General features: G+C 52.1%; 15 protein-coding genes. 1 reads left to right on the forward strand and 14 read right to left on the reverse strand.

From position 1 onward, the window contains the following. Window positions 1-156: 156 nt before the first annotated feature. From WFK81_RS15905 to WFK81_RS15965, 13 genes are all read right to left on the reverse strand, one after another. Window positions 157-453, reverse strand: coding sequence for a DNA-directed RNA polymerase subunit beta (locus WFK81_RS15905; protein ID WP_336787394.1), 297 nt, complete (start codon window positions 451-453; stop codon window positions 157-159). 13 nt (window positions 454-466) lie between these two features. Next, window positions 467-1294 (reverse strand): flagellar hook-basal body protein, encoded by an 828-nt coding sequence (locus WFK81_RS15910; RefSeq protein WP_336787395.1) that lies wholly within the window; start codon window positions 1292-1294, stop codon window positions 467-469. An 88-nt stretch (window positions 1295-1382) separates the two neighbouring features. Further along, on the reverse strand, window positions 1383-2249 hold the full coding sequence (locus WFK81_RS15915; protein WP_336787396.1) for a flagellar hook-basal body protein: 867 nt from the start codon (window positions 2247-2249) through the stop codon (window positions 1383-1385). 165 nt (window positions 2250-2414) lie between these two features. Beyond that, a complete protein-coding gene (gene mreB, locus WFK81_RS15920) occupies window positions 2415-3416 on the reverse strand; it encodes a rod shape-determining protein MreB (protein ID WP_336787397.1) in 1002 nt (333 codons plus the stop codon). Window positions 3417-3553: 137 nt separating this feature from the next. After that, on the reverse strand, window positions 3554-3841 hold the full coding sequence (gene spoIIID, locus WFK81_RS15925) for a sporulation transcriptional regulator SpoIIID (protein ID WP_336787398.1): 288 nt from the start codon (window positions 3839-3841) through the stop codon (window positions 3554-3556). Between the two features lie 156 nt (window positions 3842-3997). Beyond that, window positions 3998-4750 carry a M23 family metallopeptidase gene (locus tag WFK81_RS15930; protein ID WP_336787399.1) on the reverse strand — a complete coding sequence of 251 codons (753 nt, stop codon included), beginning with the start codon at window positions 4748-4750 and terminating at the stop codon, window positions 3998-4000. Between the two features lie 82 nt (window positions 4751-4832). Further along, a complete protein-coding gene (gene spoIID / locus WFK81_RS15935) occupies window positions 4833-5984 on the reverse strand; it encodes a stage II sporulation protein D (RefSeq protein WP_336787400.1) in 1152 nt (383 codons plus the stop codon). Between the two features lie 137 nt (window positions 5985-6121). Further along, the gene (locus WFK81_RS15940; RefSeq protein ID WP_336787401.1) at window positions 6122-7312 is read right to left on the reverse strand and encodes an ABC transporter permease; all 1191 of its coding nucleotides are present in this window, start codon (window positions 7310-7312) and stop codon (window positions 6122-6124) included. After that, the gene (locus WFK81_RS15945) at window positions 7254-8009 is read right to left on the reverse strand and encodes an ABC transporter ATP-binding protein (protein WP_336787402.1); all 756 of its coding nucleotides are present in this window, start codon (window positions 8007-8009) and stop codon (window positions 7254-7256) included. Before WFK81_RS15945 ends, WFK81_RS15940 begins: the two co-directional genes overlap by 59 nt. Continuing rightward, window positions 8006-9637, reverse strand: coding sequence for an efflux RND transporter periplasmic adaptor subunit (locus WFK81_RS15950; protein WP_336787403.1), 1632 nt, complete (start codon window positions 9635-9637; stop codon window positions 8006-8008). The genes WFK81_RS15945 and WFK81_RS15950 overlap by 4 nt, the downstream gene beginning before the upstream one ends. Window positions 9638-9860: 223 nt before the next feature. Beyond that, window positions 9861-11225 carry a UDP-N-acetylglucosamine 1-carboxyvinyltransferase gene (murA, locus tag WFK81_RS15955; protein WP_336787404.1) on the reverse strand — a complete coding sequence of 455 codons (1365 nt, stop codon included), beginning with the start codon at window positions 11223-11225 and terminating at the stop codon, window positions 9861-9863. 314 nt (window positions 11226-11539) lie between these two features. Continuing rightward, a complete protein-coding gene (locus WFK81_RS15960; RefSeq protein ID WP_336787405.1) occupies window positions 11540-11803 on the reverse strand; it encodes a DUF1146 domain-containing protein in 264 nt (87 codons plus the stop codon). A gap of 46 nt (window positions 11804-11849) precedes the next feature. Next, window positions 11850-14729, reverse strand: a complete 2880-nt coding sequence (locus tag WFK81_RS15965) for a S8 family serine peptidase (RefSeq protein ID WP_336787406.1) — start codon at window positions 14727-14729, stop codon at window positions 11850-11852. 265 nt (window positions 14730-14994) lie between these two features. On the opposite strand from WFK81_RS15965, the gene WFK81_RS15970 reads away from it, so the two are divergent. After that, window positions 14995-16191 (forward strand): hypothetical protein, encoded by a 1197-nt coding sequence (locus tag WFK81_RS15970; RefSeq protein ID WP_336787407.1) that lies wholly within the window; start codon window positions 14995-14997, stop codon window positions 16189-16191. A gap of 138 nt (window positions 16192-16329) precedes the next feature. On the opposite strand, the gene WFK81_RS15975 is transcribed toward WFK81_RS15970, so the two are convergent. Continuing rightward, complete coding sequence (locus tag WFK81_RS15975; RefSeq protein WP_336787408.1) at window positions 16330-17895, reverse strand: NADH-quinone oxidoreductase subunit N; 1566 nt, start codon at window positions 17893-17895, stop codon at window positions 16330-16332. Between the last annotated feature and the right edge of the window lie 2 nt (window positions 17896-17897).

Genomic DNA, 17897 nt, shown 5'->3' on the forward strand with positions numbered 1-17897 from the left:
TCCGTTTCTTCTATACAAGGTTCCCAATCATTATACAACTACCTTATGAAAATGAAAACAGCACTGCTGTCCGCGGGAAACCAAAAAAAGCTGCTCCCCAGTCACCATAACATAATGACTTCCGGAAACAGCCCTTCATTAATAAATATTCATGTTCTACGTATCGGAGAAGACCAAATCATACATATGCTGCCAGGTCTCCCAATGGAATACATCGCTGCCCGGCTGCTTGCCAAGAACCGCATAGCCGACATACAGACCGGTGATGAGCATAATAACCATGATGACCGGCACAATGCTTTTGCGCAAAATCCAAAATGTGATTCGCGCACCTGTGGAACGCTGCTTTTTCTCGGAATGGTCGCCGCCCACCGCTTCGCTTCTTTCCTCGACTGGCGGCTTCTCCTGATTTTTTGGCGCGCTCCGCGTCAGAACCGCCCGTTCATCCGTCATACTCTCACCCTATCTATTTGCGCAGGCTGTTGGCTAACCCCATCATGGTGTCGCTGGACGTTAAAGCTCTTGCGGCCATCTGGTAAGCACGCTGCACATTAATCAGCTCCGTCATCTCGTCACCCAAATTAACATTCGACTGCTCAAGGGCGCCTTGACGAAGCGCTATGCCATTCTCGCCGTTTGGCGTTACGTTCTGCAGCACGTCTGCCACGTTAATGCCGTCGGCTATTTCGTACAAATTGTCGGCAACCAGCGTTAAGGCTGAGGGCCGGGTCGCTTGAACAAGCTTGATGGAGCCAAGCCTAATCGTGCTTCCGTCTGTAGCTACGCCTTCCGCCGTACCGTCCGGATTAACCCGAAGCTTATAACCGCTTGGCACAACAAGCGGTCCCTCGCCTGCCGGCGTATTCGCGATAACCGGATATCCTTCCGGCGTTGCCAAAATCGTATCACCGTTTGCCGCAACCGTCAACTGCAGCGCGCCATTGCGGGTATAAGCGCGGTCCCCGTTTGCGTTAACGGCAACCTCGAACAAAGCGTCTCCTTCAATCGCAAGGTCGGTATCCTTGTCCGTCGTTTTGATCGTCCCCTGCTGCAAATTCGGCTGGATCATCGCAAGCCTCGAGCCCCAGCCTTGATTGAAGTTCAGGGAAGTCAGTCTTCCGGGCTGATTGAACGCATCCGGCTGCTTCCTTGTATTATTCAGCAAATCCTCGAAGGTTGCTTCCTTGCGTTTATAGCCTACCGTATTCACATTCGCAATATTATCCGCCAGCATGTCCAATTTCTGCTGCAGGGCATTCATCGATACGCTGGCATTTATCATCGAGCTGTTCATTTATATATGTGCCTCCCAAAAAGAATTACCACACAGAGTGCTTAAATTTGAAGACTGCTTGTGGTAATTCTTGCTTCGTAAGCTTAAGCTATACCCGGCCTACTTGATTGACCGCTTTATCCAAGCTTTCATCGTAGAATTGGATAACCTTCTGATTCGCTTCATAAGCGCGCAGCGCGGCCATCAAATCCACCGAGGATTGCGCGGCATCTACATTGGAGCGCTCTACGTAACCCTGGCGCACTTCAACGCGTTCGCCAGCGGCAACGGGACGGACATCCCGGGCACCGCCGGCCAGCCGGAATTTGCCGTCCCCTTCGCGGGCCAGCTCATTGGGATTATCGATTCGCGTAAGCAGAAGCTGTTTTCCCGAATCCGCTCCCGTCTTTGCGTCAACGAAACGCTGGTCCGCCGTCAAGGTCAGGCCGTCGAGACTGACGCCGGATGGAAATTGAATCGGATTCCCGTCCGTTCCCAGCACGTTTGATCCGTCACCGGCTACCAGAAAGCCGTCCGAAGTCAAGGTAAAGGAGCCTCCGCGCGTATAGCGGATCTCGCCGTTCTTGTCCTGCAGCGTAAAAAAGGCTTGAGGCTGGAACGTCACTTTGCCGTCTGGCGATACGTATTTGCCGGACGCATCAAAAGACATTCCCGGCACATCGATATTGGAGACGAGCGCAAAGTCCGATGATTTGCCCGTCTGCATCAGGTCGCCCTGCAGATGTATCGCAAGGCTTTCTTCGGCGAACACGCCGGTACTGACCTTGCCGATCTGTTTCTCGTCCTTCTGGTCAACTCCCGTCAGCGACAGCAGCATCTCCGGAAAAGAACGGGTTACCGCATAAGTCTGCTTATAACCCGGCGTATTAATATTGGTAATATTATTCGTTATCGTATCGTGTCTGCGCTGCTGCGCGGTCATTCCCGCCGCAGCCGTATAAAGACCTCTTAACATGTGGCGCCTCCCCGGCCGGTCCGCTTACGAAGCCGTGCTCTAAAAAATCGTATCTCTTCTTATATAATATCGGCTCCGTACGCAAGCGCCGTTATAGAACCTCTCTGCGACCTTCGACTCATTTATGCTTCGGCGCGCTCCCCACAGCGCCCTACCTGCACAAATTTAGGCCCGGCTTTTTTTGCCGAGCTTGTCCAAATTATCAAGAAGGATGCCTGTCCCCTTCACGACGCAATGCATCGGGTCCTCCGCGATAAGAACAGGAACCTTAAGCTCGTCCGCCAGCAGAGCATCCAGTCCGTCCAGCAGCGCGCCGCCGCCGGTCAGAATGACGCCGCGGTCGATAATATCGGCCGACAATTCGGGCGGTGTACGCTCCAGCACCATTTTTGCCGCAGCAACAATAGACATCACCGGGTCCCACAGGGCTTCGCGCACTTCCGCGGAACGAATCGTAATCGTCAGCGGCAGACCGGATACCATGTCGCGTCCGCGAATGTCGATCTCGTCATGACGTCCATCCTCGTATACCGTACCGATCTTGATCTTGATATCTTCGCTTGTCCGCTCACCGATCAACAGACGGTACTTGTCTTTAATGTATTTCATTATCGCAGAGTCGAACTTGTCCCCCGCGACTTTGATCGAGGACGAGGTCACAACATCGCCCATCGACAGAACCGCCACGTCGGTCGTACCGCCGCCAATGTCCACGACCATGTTGCCGCTAGGCTGGAATATGTCCATCCCAGCCCCGATAGCGGCAGCCTTTGGCTCTTCCTCCAGGAATACTTCCTTCGCGCCGCTGCGTTCAGCCGCTTCGCGAATCGCTTTCTGCTCTACCGACGTAATATTGGTAGGGGCACAGATCAGAATACGCGGACGGCTGAACCATTTGCGGCCTTCAACGCGGTCAATAAAAGCCTTAAGCATAATTTCCGTAATTTCGAAATCGGCAATAACGCCGTCGCGAAGCGGACGGATGGCAACGATGTTGCCGGGCGTACGCCCAACCATGCGGTGCGCTTCTTCGCCAACGGCGAGCACCCGTTTCGAATCGCTTTCAATCGCGACTACCGAAGGCTCGTCGAGAACAACGCCCTTTCCTTTCACGTGAATGGATACGTTTGCCGTACCCAGGTCAATACCGATATCCTTGCTAAGCATAAGGCTATAGTCCTCCAACGAATAATGTAATCATCCCGTCCACAAATAGTTCCCACGACATAGGACATACTGATGTACATTATTCGCCAAAAACCACAAAATTCCTCTACCTATGTGCACAAAAACTCGAAAAATGTTTAGTTTTTGCCGGCTGCGATAACTTCCCTTTTTTTCGTGCTGGTCTTCTTGTATTTGATCTTTGTAGCTTCCCCTCCCCTCAGATGACGGATCGACTTGTGGTACTCGAGAATGTGCTTCACCTGGTCCGCCAGGTCGGGGTTAATTTCCGGCAAGCGCTCAGTCAAATCTTTATGAACCGTACTTTTGGAAACGCCGAACTCTTTAGCGATCGTACGCACCGTATGTTTGGTTTCCACGATGCAACGACCTATTTTAATGGTTCGTTCTTTGATGTAATCATGCACGTTCCCGCCTCCCTACTCGAGATAGTTTGGTACAGTATATGAGGGGTACGGGTATATATTCTTTATGGTCAAGCCTTAGTGGCGTGTTTGGCCTAAAATTTTCATAAAAAAACGAAACAGGCAGGGGTTTCCACCCCTGCCTGTGAGACTTTCGTCCTATTTTTTTTCTTGAGCGAGCGATTGGCCAACGATGGTAGACGGGTTAACCGACTTGCCGTTTTCCTGTACGCTGAAGTGAAGGTGAACGCCGAGATCCTTCTCGAGATCGTTACGGCCCGCTACCGCGATTTTCGTTCCTTGCTTCACGTCATCGCCTACGGCTACTTGGATGTCGCTAAGGCTTTGGTATACCGTTACGAGACCGTTGCCGTGGCTGATCTCTACAACGTTACCGTTTGTAGGATGCTTCTCTACGCGGGTTACTTTACCGGAGAGAGCAGCGAGTACGTCAAACGGCTGATCGCTTGGATCCGCAAAGTCTACGCCGGTGTGAGGAGCAAGCGTGTTATCGCCGATTTGGATAACGGCTTTCGCTTTCTCGTCGCTTGTTGCGTTTACGTCGTAGTAAGGGAGCACTTCATCCAGATTGTCTTTGTTCGCTACCGGCCATTCCATTTTCTCGCCTTTTCTTTCCGCTTGGAGCGCTTGGTCATTCGGCTTCGCGGCATCGCCGCCTGCAACGGTCTCCGTGTTTTCGGAAGTCGTAGCTGAAGTTTCTTTGGTGTTGTCCGAACCCTGGTAGATCCACATTAAGGCTACGATGATTGCCGCGGCTGCCATAAACGCTGCCGGGGTTACCCATTTCTTAGACAGCAGTTTTTTAAAGCCATTGCTAGACTTAGCGGCAGATACTTCTCCTAGTACGTTTTTAGGAGATTCTTGCTTAGGTTTGTTTTGATTTTCATTCATTTGATATCACCTCACTAGCCATTGTTGCCAGAACATCTAGCTTTATACGTGAGGGGTTACTATTTTTTGAGAAATGAAACTTTTAACGGAATTTCGCTGCAAGCTTCGAAGCTTGCTCGACTTTTGTTCCGGTATAATAGTAGGTTACGATCTGCTCGGCGCTTTTCCCTTCCTCCGCCATGCCGTTGGCTCCCCATTGGCTCATGCCCACGCCATGCCCATAGCCGAAGGTCGTTATATCAATCTCGTCCCCGTCCAGCTTCCAAGTGAACTCTGAGGAGGCCAGTCCAAGCTTCTCCCGCACTTCCCGTCCGGTATACGTCTTGCCGTCTATCCGAATATCGGCGATCCGGTTGCCCTCTGTTTTGTCCAATATTCGTATAACCGGCTTCTTCTTGCCCGCGAGCCCTAGTCTTGCATAAAAATCAGAGAGTTGCAGCTTAACCGTGTCCTGATAGCGGGGCGAAATCTGTTTGTCCCAAGGACTTGCCACGCTTCGCAGATAGGGGAGCTCCTCTTGAAAATATTGCTCCGAGTTTTCCGTATACCCGTTGCTCGTGGAGAAGAATACCGCCTGAATCGGTTCGCCTTCATAGGTGATGACTTCACCGCGGGTTTCGCTTACCGCTTCATTCAGCTTCGCCATTCTCGATTCCTGCTCGTCCTTTGGCCAAAGCTCCTTCAACTTATCGAGCGAAACGTAGATTTGATGATCGATCGTATCCGTGACATCGGCCCGGGAGCCCGCGCCCGTTGCCGGCATTCCGCTATGATCATCAAGCTCAAGCCTTCTCACTATATAAGTGCGCGCGGCGATAGCCTGGGCCTTTAACGCTTCGAGCTCGAAATCGGCAGGCATTTCCCCTGCGACGACGCCTCTGACATAGGTCTCAAGCGCGATGCGCTCCGTACGCTGTTCTTTCGTTAAATAGACCGTAATATACGTTTGCTTGCCTTCTGTCGCCGCCCCGGGCTTTCCGTTTGAAGACGGCAAAGGCGCCTGCCCGAACCCTCCGGCAGACGCCTTATTGCTAGACGTTACGCCGCTGCTCTCTTCCTGGAACCGATCAGATCCGCTGCTGCCCGATTCGGCGTTCCGGTATGCGGAAGTCGCCAGCAGTACAGCGATACTCATCACAATTCCAATTCCGAAGGCCGTCCAGCATACAGCGGGTAGCCACCTGCTGACGGGACGCCCGATCGCCCGTTTCGGTCTGCCTATTACGTATCTCATAGTTCTCCTCTCCACCTATAAGCCGCTTTAAGAGAGTGGACTCTCTTAAAGCCGGCCTTGATGGATTTATTCTATGAGCCTGATTGATAGGATAGAACCGGCGGTTCTCGTTCAAGCACGACGTATATTCTATTGTTTTAATCATAGCGCAGCGCATCTACCGGACGCAGACTTGCTGCCTTATTCGCAGGCAGATAACCAAAGACCACACCAACAAAAGCCGAGAAGCCAAAGGACAAAAGCATCGTATTCATCGGTACTTCGGTTGGCGTTTTCATCACCTGGCCTATGATATAAGAGGCGATATTGCCGATCAGGATACCCAGGAGTCCGCCGAGACCGCTTATGACGACGGCTTCTACGAGAAACTGGAATAAGATGTCCCTCTTCTTCGCCCCTAGCGATTTCCGTATGCCAATCTCTCGGGTACGCTCCGTTACGGAGACAAGCATAATATTCATAATCCCGATTCCGCCAACGACAAGCGAGATTGCGGCCACGTAAATCAGCTGCCGGTTCATCGTTTCGTTAACGGAATTGAGCGTCTTCATCGCTTCTTCCTGGTTAAGAACCCGGTAGGCGTTCTCGTTGCCGCGGAACTTCTGGTACAGGGTAGCCTCCACCTCGCTGACAACCGAGCTCATCTGCTTGGTATCCGTTACCTTCATATTAATCGTAGTCACGCCGTTAACCTGAAAGATCTTCTGGGCCGTCGAAATCGGAATGAGTATCTTCTCGTCATTGGAGCCTGTCAGCGAGTCGCCTTTGGATTCCAGCAAGCCTACAATGGTGAAGATATAACCGTTAATCGTAATCTTTCGTCCGACAGCATCAGCCGGATCCACTCTCTCATCCTCGAACAAGTCTTTAGCGGTCTGCGTCCCGATAAGAGCTACCTTGGTCTTGTTATTGATGTCGGGAGCTGCAATGTACCTCCCGTCCTGCACGCTGAAGTCTTTCACTTCCTCATATTCCGGCGTTATGCCCTCTACGCTTACGGAAACCTGAGTCCGGCCGTATTTGGCATAGCCGGTTGTGCTTGTAATGGGAGCAACCCCGCTGACGTTATTCAAATCGCCAAGCTTCAGCGCCTCATCGACAGACAAAGAGGTAACCGTACCCCGTCCTGTAATCGTAACCGAGAGAGAATCCGGGCTGCCAAGCGTCGATACCTGGCTTGCCACTTCGTTGGATGACGCCTTGCCCATCGCAACAAGCGCAATAACGGTCGCAACCCCGATCAGAATGCCAAGCATCGAAAGGATGGTTCTAAGCTTGTTCGATAAGACGCTTTTGACCGCCATTATGAGGCCCTGCGTAATCTTCATGGCTGTCCCTCCTTTTCTGCTCCGTCAGCACCCCATCCCGGATGATTACCGTACGGCTCGCACGCTGAGCGACCTCCATGTCATGCGTAATCAATACAATGGTCTGTCCGGCACGATGGAGCTCCTCCATCATGCCCAGCACCTCCATACCCGTCTTGGAATCAAGCGCGCCGGTCGGTTCATCCGCCAGCAAGAGCGGCGGATTGGTAGCGAGTGCCCGCGCAATCGCTACGCGCTGCTGTTGGCCGCCGGACAGCTCGTTCTGACGGTGGCCCATTCTCTCGCCAAGTCCAACGCGTTCCAGCGCTTCCATCGCCCGGCTGCGTCTTTCCTTCGCGGACAGCCCCCTGTAGATTAACGGAAGCTCGCAATTCTCAAGCGCCGTCAGCCTGGGCAGCAGATGATATCCTTGAAAGATAAACCCGATCTTCTTATTGCGCATCTCGGTCAGCTTGTTGTCGCTTTGTCCGCGCACTTCCATGCCATCGAGCTTATAGCTGCCTTCATTCGGCACGTCCAGACAGCCGATGATATTCATCAGCGTGGACTTGCCCGAGCCGGACGGGCCAACGATGGCCAAAAAATCACCGTGGTTGACCGTCAGCGATATATTGTGCAAGACCGTCATTTTCTCTCCGGCCATCTTGTAATACTTGACGATATCGTTCATTTCAATCAGTGCGGATTGCCCGGTCATCGCGAACCACCGCCGAAGCCAGTTGCTGCCCGTGTCGAGGTTCTTACGTTTCCGCCTCCGCCGCCAAAGCTGCCTCCAAATCCGCCGCCTCCGAAGCCGCCTCCACCAAAGCCGCCTCCGAAACCGCCGAACTGCTGCTGTTGCTGCTGAGTGGAGGAAGAGCCCATGCCTTGCGCACCTGTTGCTACCGGAATCAGAACGGTATCGCCTTCCGCTAAACCGGATTTGATCTCCACGTAAGTTTCGTTGCTGATCCCGACCGTTACTTCCTTCAGTTGACCGCCAAGCGTAATGCTCTCTCTCATTTGGTTAGCCATGCCGTTTCTGCCGCCTTGAGCATTTCCGCTTCTGCCACCGGAAGCGCCGGTACTGCCTTGGGCAGTGCCGCCCTGTGCGGCACCTTGGCCAGTTCTTCCGGGAGCGTTGCCTCCCGGTGCCGTTCCCGTTCCGCTCTGATTGCCGCCGTCTGCAGCCGCAATGTTGCGTCCTGTGCCTTGGCCGCCTCCCGCCGTCGTTGTTCCTCCGCCGGCGCCTTGGAATCTGAAGCTGCCTCCCCCGTTGCCGCCAGCTCCGCCTCTGCCTTGCCAGCCGCCTGCCGCCGCCTCATTGCCTGTCGCGCCTTGCGTACCTTGGTTGCGCTGGCCTTGTTGGCCGCTTGCCGCTCCGCCTGGTGAAGCCCCCGTTCCGCTTCCGGTGCCAGGAACGCGTACGTAGGATTTTCCGCCGAATTCCACAACCGCGTTAACCGGCACAAGCACGGCATCTTTGCTTTGTTCCGTTACAATATCCGCCTGGCCGGACATGCCGACCATAACGCCATCGATATCATTCAGCAGCAAGCTCACGCTGTAGGAAGCCGAACCGTTCGAAGAGGTGCCTTCCTTCGCTATCTCGGACACGGTCGCCTCGATCGTATGATCCGTAATCGCGCTAAGCGTTATTTGAGCCGTTTGCTTCAGCTTCACTTGAGGAATATCGAGCTCGTCAATGTTCGTAACAAACTCAAGATGCGCATAGTCTACAATCTCCGCAATGGTCGTGTTCGCTTGAACCTCATCGCCAACGCTTATATCGCTTGTGGTGACCTCGCCGTCAATCGGGGCGATAACCTGCTTTACTTCTTTCGCTTGATCCTCGTAGATTTTTTGAAGCTGATCGTTATAATCATCTATGGTTGATTGCAGATCGTCAATCTCATCCTTGATTGACTTCGTCGTTTGCTCTTCATTCTCCGTGCCGATCGCCTGTTTATACTCCTCTTGCTTATCGGCGATTTGACTTTTTGTTTTGGTGATATTTTTGTTAATCGTCTCGATCTGATCATCATAATTACTGCTATCCTCGAAAGTGGCTAACACCTGCCCTTTCTTCACCTTATCCCCTTCCTTGAAGGAGAGCGTCGCTATCGTGCCGCTCTTGCCTGCGGTTACCGTCTCTCTCGAGTTGGCCTCTACCGAGCCCGTTCCGCTTATCGAGGTCTTAATGTCGCCTTTAATCGCTCTGGCCTGAATGGCAAGAGGCGTCTCGGTTGTTGCCTTGTCGTCGCGCATGTAATAGTAGTAATACGCGCCCCCGCCGGCGGCAGCAAGAATAATGATGATACCAAGCCATAATGTCCACTTCTTCATTGACTGTACTCCACCCTCCATCGGTCATATCTACCGACGAATATATCACGGGAAAATGAACAGAGCATGAACAAGCCTATGAGCAGGAGAGCAGGGCGTCAAAGGCCGGCGGAAGCGAACACGCTAGGTGATACGGCTTCGCCTTCCTTAGGCGGGGGTGTAAAATTGCACAAAAAAAGCTGCTTCCTTTGTCAGGAACCAGCTTTCTTCATATACTTATCCGTTACGCCCAAGTAGGCTGTACTTTTAACATAGCAGTCTCGCGTTTGTAGGTACTGACGGGCTCAAGCTCAACAGCTGGAGCTGCGGCTACCGCGGCAACCGGAGCTTCCGGTTCAATCCGTCTGATATCCGCGCCTAGAGCGGCAAGTTTACCCGTAATGTCGACATAACCGCGGTCTACGTGGTAAATGCCGGACACTTCCGTCTCTCCGTCCGCACGAAGTCCCGCACAGATCAGTGCAGCGCCGGCGCGAAGATCGGTTGCGCATACTTTGGCGCCAACAAGAGGCACACTGCCGGTTACGAATGCCGAACGGCCCTCGACCTTAATCTGCGCATTCATCTTTTTGAACTCTTCCACGTGCATGAAGCGGTTCTCGAATACCGTCTCCGTTACGACCGAGGTTCCTTCCGACACGAGCAGCAAAGCCATCATCTGGGATTGCATATCCGTAGGGAAGCCCGGATGCGGCAATGTTTTCACATCCACCGATTTAAGTACTTTAGGAGCACGGACACGAATGCCGTTATCCGATTCCAAGACATCAACGCCCATCTCCTGAAGCTTCGAGATGACAGGCGTCAAATGATCGCCAATCGCATTTTCCACGAATACGTCTCCACCAGTGATGGCAGCAGCAATCATATACGTGCCTGCTTCCACGCGGTCGGGAATAACGTTATGCGTTACGCCATGCATACAGTCAACGCCTTCGATGCGGATCTCGCCCGTACCGGCACCGCGAACCTTTGCGCCCATGGCATTTAAGTAGTTAGCAAGGTCAACAATCTCCGGCTCTTTCGCCGCATTCTCGATTGTTGTTGTGCCTTCCGCCAAAGCGGCGGCCATCATAATATTTTCCGTTGCCCCGACGCTGGCTACATCCAGATAGATCTTCGCACCTTTAAGACGCGTCTTTGTACTTGCTTCAATGAAGCCGTGTCCAAGCGTAATCTCCGCTCCCATTGCCTCAAAGCCCTTCAGGTGCTGGTCAATTGGTCTTGTACCAATCGCGCAGCCGCCCGGAAGCGAAATCCGGACCTTGCCGATTCGGGCCAGAAGCGGACCCATTACGAGGAAGGATGCACGCATCTTGCGGACAAACTCGTATGGAGCCTCAAAGGTGGAAATCGTCCCCGCAGAAATCTGCATCGTCTCATTGTTGTAAGTAATTTTTGCGCCTAACGAAGCCAATACTTTCTGAATGGTCATTACATCGTCGAGGAGGGGAACGTCACAGATGACGCTGTCTCCTTCCGCCGCTAATAACGAGGCCGCCAAAATGGGAAGTACTGCATTTTTTGCACCGCTGACACGGACCGTTCCCGATAGACGCTGGCCTCCGCGGACGATAATTTTGGTCATCTTATAGTTCCCTCCGCGAACTGAATTTCTCCAAACATTAGTTCCATTTTTAGTATAAGAAAATGACAAATCCATGCTTTATCCAACCTTCATCTTATCATTCATTTACACAAATCGACAAGCGGTAAATTATTACCAGAAAGATCGTCAAAAAGCACTAAAAAAAGCGCTAGTGCCGAGTCGAAAGTACTGCCTGCGGTTGCCGTACTGACAGCATTTCAATTCGAATCCGGGGCTTTATATACAGTTGTTCGTAGTCTCGTGTCATTTTCATACCGTCCTGTAGTATCCATTGTTGTCTTTTTTCAGCGTTGTTATTCGACAAAATACCGCAAGAGCTTCGTCCAGTTCCAATAATCGAGTATAAAACCGGCGAAGCCGTGGCCGATAACAACGGCAATAACAACCTGGAACATCCTTGCCTTCGGACTGCGCGGAAATTTGAAAAACACGTCCAGCTTGAGCTCCTGCAGGATATACCAGACGAACACAATGCTGAATAAATTAACGACAATTGAAAATAACGCGATGGTCCCGGTTGCATTTTGCGCATCGTTCACCATTTGATCGATACCCATCTGGTTTTAATTTCCCTTCTTCTACATCAATATGTCTGATCGATGGTTATTGTCTATATACCCGGTATAAAATCGTTGTAAACTCTGCCCGGCTTGCTTTTTTGCCTGGCTCGTATACATCGTCCTCCGTGCCGCTGATAACCCCCTTCAGCTTCAGTGCGTTCAGCATCGGAGCAGCCCAATGATTGCGCCCGACATCCCTGAAAGGATCGCCAAGGGGAGCTATGGGCTTTACTTGATCGGCATAACCGATAATCATCGCCATCTCGGCTCTTGTTACCGGCTGATCCGGACGGAAGGTTCCATCCGGGAACCCTTTGATCCACCCCTTCTGAACTGCTTTGGCAATCGCCCCGTAAGCCCAGTGGTCGTAATCCAGATCCTTGAACCGGATATCGGACGGCATGCCGTAAATAATCGGCTTATACGCTTTGATCGTCATCGCCACAGCTTCCGCGCGGGTAATCGGGCGATTGGGTTCAAAGAGATAAGGACCGGTTCCGCTCACAATGCCAAGCTCGCTCATCTGGACGACGGCTTCCCTTGACCAATGGCTGGCGATATCGCGGAATCCTGCCACCAGCGGATCGAACTTCACTTTAAAACGGTAATACTGTTTGTCAAAAGCGCCGTTAGCCGTAAGTTTTATGTAGTACACGCCTGGCTGCAAAACCTTATTCGCGGCTTGAAGCGATCCGCTTCGTCCGGTCAACTGAGTGAAGACCAGCTTCTGCTTCTTATCGTATGCTTCCAGCTTCATCATTTTGCCTGCAGGAACGTTAAACAAATTCAGGTCTACAACGCTTGTTGAGTCAAGGCGAATCTGGAACCAATCCACATCGCTTGCGCTTCCGATCACCCCGACATATTCCGTGCCGGAGGTTGTCATGAGCGCTTCGTAATACTTGTCATTGGGTTCGTTGGGATCCGCGTATTTCGGAACGTAATCCATCTTTAGCGTATAGGTGCCGACGGTAGGACTTGCTTCGGAAGAGATCGCATTATGAACCCGGATATAGTATTTGCCCGGCGATACGGTCAGGACAGGAGACTGCTCGGCTTCGCCTTCCCGCTCCTCATCGTAGGACATAAGCGCCTGCCCCGCCTGCTGAACCGCAAGCTCGGGATCAATCCGCACCGTGTTGGTCGTTACCCGGAGACTAAGCGTACCGCCTTGCGTAAAGGTTACCGAATACCAGTCCCTGTCGGCAAGCTGATGGAAGGAGCCCATGATGCTCTGGCTGCGCGGCTGAAGCGTAAACGCCTCGTACGGTTTGTCGTTTGGCTCATAGCCATCCGGGGCCATGCTGAAGTTTGCCGTGAGCAGATAAGGCAGCTTCAGGTCCAAGCCGGTATTCATATATTGAATCAGGAAGGCCTGCTTTCCTTTTTTCACCGCAAAATCAACCTCGCGGCTCCCCAGCTTGGTCTCTGCCGAGGCCTTGAGCGTATCGCCGACGTAATGCGATAAACGGACGGCCGGCGTTGCGCTGCCGTCTGGGGCCAGCCCTTCAAAATTCAGCGTTATGATGCCGTCATAGGGAGCATCAAACGTATACCAGTCCAGATCGCTGCCGCTGGAGAGCAGCGCCGTAACCTGTTTGCCTGCCGGAAGCGGTTTGGCGCCTGCGCGAGTGCCGTTGGGCTCGAAGCGGTCGGACTTCGCTGTCATTGTAACGGCTTTATCCACCTGCAGCAGACCATAGCCGGATTTGTCGTCCAGACCGGGCGCACCGATATCCTTGGCGGACTGGCGCAGAAGCTCCCGGACCTGATAAGGCTGAAGCGAAGGATAACAGGCCCAGACCAACGCAGCCGCAGCTGCAACCTGCGGTGCCGCCATCGACGTCCCTTCCTCTCTCTTGTAGCGTCCTCCCAATGCTGTCGTATATACATTCCAGGATGCCGCAAGATCGATTTCCGGCCCGGGATTCGAGCGCGGATCCGGCGTATTGTCAGGCTTCACTCCGCTGACGCCAAGCACAGTCGGATAAGCGGCAGGGTATTTGACCTCCGCTTTATCCCCGTGGGTCAGCCCATCGTTGCCTGCGGCCGCAACAAGGAGCACCCCTTTGCTTTCGGCGTAATTGACGATGTCCAGCATATAAGGCGAGTAACGGTTGAGACCAACCGACATGACAACAATGCGGGCACCGTTGCGGACCGCATACAGGATCGCTTCCCCCAGATCGCGTTCGGTGCCGTCTCCCTGCGAGTCAAGCGCTTTAATTGGCATCAGCTTAGCTTCCCAGAGAATGCCGCTTACTCCTAAACCGTTATTGCCCGCGGCCCCAATAACGCCAGCAACCGCGGTTCCGTGGCCGTTATCGTCATCCGGCGGTTTGTTCGGCTGTACAAAGTTGGTGCCGGGAACCAGATTCCGCTTCAAATCCGGGTGATCAAGATCGATCCCCGTATCCACAATCGCAATCGTCAGATCGGTTTGCGTCCGCACGGTCTTCCAGGCTTCCGGCGCTCCGATCTGCTTCAGATAGGTCTGCTTGCCGATTTCAGGATCGTCCGCCGCGGCTTGTTCCGCGGCGAGGATGTGCACCCGCTCATTCGGGTGCACGTATTCCACGCCCGGCTCGCGTTGCAGCCGGGCGGCCCAGGCACTGGCGTCCGCCCCGCTGTCCGCGGGCTGGACGAGCCAGACCTCCGCCGCCTCGCTGCTCTGGCGGCGGAGCACACGCGTCCCGCGCAGCTCATGCGCCTGCGCGGGTTCGCGCCATTTGAGGAGCCAGCCTTGCGGCTCCTCTTTTGCCCCGGCGGGGGCGCCGGCGGCGGCTTTGCTCGCCGCAGCGGCCCCGGCCGGGGCTAGGCCTGCAGGGGTGGCGGGCATAGCCGCCCCGCAGGCGAGAATCCCCGCGAGGAGAAGCGCGGGGAGGGTTCTTTTCAATACGCTGCCGAGAGCATCTCTTCTCATCTGTTTCTGCCTTTATCGGTATATTTGTCTCCGTCTCAAATTATACGTATGCTCTTGCCACACGTTTCTCTATTAGCCGTTAATAGTCTCTATTTATCTCCTACTACCATTCGATTTCCAAGCCCCAATCTCCTGTCTCTAGCAAAAGATAATTACCTGTAAACTTCCCATTGTAAAGCATCGCCAGGAAAATCCGCCTAATATCACTAACCATTTATTCCGATAAGTGAATTAGAAAAATTGGAAAAGACAGGAGAGTTGCAGATTGGAATCTATATCGAAGTTTTTCAACCTGATGAAAGAAATGTGGTACGCACCATTCACAATCTATTTAATTGGCTTTTTTTATGTTCAAGGTGCATTCTCACCGTATCTATCTGAAAAAGTTATATTCGAAAGCATTGTGTATGTGACGCCAGTCTCCTATACCTTGTATATCGCCAATGGAATTAAGTTTACATGCGTATTAATCTTCCCTTTAATTATCGCCCAATTAGTATCGTATGGAATAAGTAAATATATCTTAAAAGGCAAGAAATTTGACGGACCGGTATTACTGGCAATAACGACAGCAAGCATGTTCGTTACAGGTTGCTTACAATTCTATACAATAGATTTCAATTCGTCCTTTTCTTTCTTTAAATTCAACTTCGTCTATATGTTCATATATTTAACAACGGGCTTCTTATCCATAAAGCTTATCAAGTCGGGCAACAAAACAATAAAGTTATTTTGCACTCTATATGTTTACCTACTGTTAGTTATCATGCTAATTCTATCTGTTTATCTAAGCGGGTTATTAGCTCAAAACGAAATCGTTAACAAATATGTCCATAAGAAAGGCAACATCCAGTCGATGCTCGTTACAGATGACGATGGACAACAAGTAAGTTTATTGCGTTTTGATATTAATAATGATTATATAATCGGCTACGATCTGACTGCGAAAAAAATGAAAATAATGCCTAAAGACAAAGTGAAAAAGATTGAAACATCGAACTATACGTTTCCCGATGAAAAATACAAATTCGATCCCGATCATCCCGCACATGCAGGCGACGAAACCGTTATTCAGTCTGTAAACAACTATTATAATTATTTATTAGACGGCGATATTAGTGATAAAGATACACGAGAATTTTTATCCAACCTTACTATTGAATTCAAGTTTAAATATTTTAATGGAATAGGGGATATTTCATCGGAGATATTAACAAAAAGAATGAATAATGAAAATTACAGGGGCAAGGAAGTCAAAGATTTTTATGGGGTGGTTAGTTCGGTGCCAGAAACACAAGAGCCGAAAAAAAGGGATGCGTCTAACGTTCACTACAAAAAGGTATACGTAAGAGAGTTCTGGAAGAGTCAGTCCTTCGATGTATTATTTACATTAAAAAGCTCTGATGGCCAGCATTGGCTGATAGACAATATGGATGAGACTAGTTTTAATTTTGTTCAATAGTTTCTATTACAATCATAAAGAGCATGGCATACTTACCTAAATCACCACTCTCCATCGGGGTCTCTCGTCTCTCCACAACCATGTCGTCTATACATAAAAAAGCCCAGCGACTCTCCAGCCGCTGGACTCCAACAAAATCTATCTCACAAACAAATCCGCCTGAATCGTAAACACCGTGTCGATCCATTTCATCAGAGGACCCGGCAATACGCCAAGGGCTACCGTTGCCGCCGCGCAGATCCAGATAACGATACCCGTTACGGCCGGCACATGAATCACATCCTCTTCCTCTCCGTTCGAACGCATGAACATCTGCCGGATAATGCCGAAGTAGAAGTAGTAGGAAATGACGGTGCTGACCGCCATAATGGCGACCAGCCAGTAAGCCTTTACGCTGGCCGCTCCGAGCAGGATAAACAGCTTGCCGAAAAATCCGGCCGTAACCGGCAATCCCGAAAGCGACAAAATAAAGACCAGCATAGCCGCCGCTGTCCACGGCGCCCGGTAATAGAGCCCGGAGAAGCCTTTCAGCTCTTCATGCCCCGCTGCCCTCGCGATTACCGTTACAACGGCAAATGCGCCTACGTTCATGAGCAGGTACGCAACCAGGTAAAACACAAACTCCGAGAAGTTATTGCTATGGATGATCGTCACCGATATTGCAATAGGAACGAGCAAATACCCGGCATTCGCTACGCCGGATAAGGCGAGCAGCCGTTTCACCTGTTTTTGCCGCAGAGCCGAGACCGTACCGGCTATCATGGCGGCAGCGGCTATGACCAGCAGAGCGAAAAAGACATCGTCACCCGCTTGCTTTCCAGCACCGCCCGAGAGGAAAAACGCGCTGCTGTACAAGAAGCGGAATACCGCCGCCAGCGCCGCTCCCTTCGCAATAACCGCCAGGAAAGCGGAAACGGGCGTTGGCGCTCCCTGATACACATCCGCTGCCCAGACATGGAACGGAGCGGCCGCGATTTTGATTCCGAAGCCCGCGATCAGGAAGAAGAACCCTACATAGACCAAAGCTTTATAATCCGTAAACGCCTGCGGCAGCGCCGTCGGGAAATCCGCCAGGCTTACCGAGCCGGTCACGCCGTACAGATAGGACATCCCAAACAGGACAAAGGCTGATGCGATTCCGCCCGTAACCACGTACTTGAACGCTGCCTCGGCCGATAGCGACGAGCGTTTCCGCAAGCCGACCAGCACATAAGTCGTGATACTAAGCAGTTCAAGCCCGATATACAAGGTAACGAGGTTTCCGGAGGAGGCCATAATCATAGCTCCGGCCGCCGCGGGAAGCAGCAAATAATAGAATTCGGCTTTGTCCGTTACCGCATCGTCCCTTTGCGTCGAGCCAAGCCCCAGCAGGACAACCAATGACGTTCCGATCAGGAAGATTATTTTTAAAAGATTGCCGTAATCATCCACCCGATAGCTGGCGCCAAGGAGCGAGATGGCCTTACCGGCTTCCGCCGCCTCCGCCGCCGATACGCCGGACGGATTCATATCCATCATCCGCCAGATGACGGCTGCAAGCGACAGCAAGAGGCCTGCCAAAGACAGCCAGCCAATGACCGCGCGGTTCGTCCGCCCCGGAAGAATCAAGTCCGTTACGATTAGGATAAGGAACATGGCGGCAAGGATAAGCTCCGGGGCGAGATACAGCGTATCCTGCCATGTCAGCGGTATAAATTCGGTCATCG

Source organism: Paenibacillus sp. MMO-177 (assembly GCF_037147795.1).
GTDB lineage: Bacteria > Bacillota > Bacilli > Paenibacillales > Paenibacillaceae > Pristimantibacillus.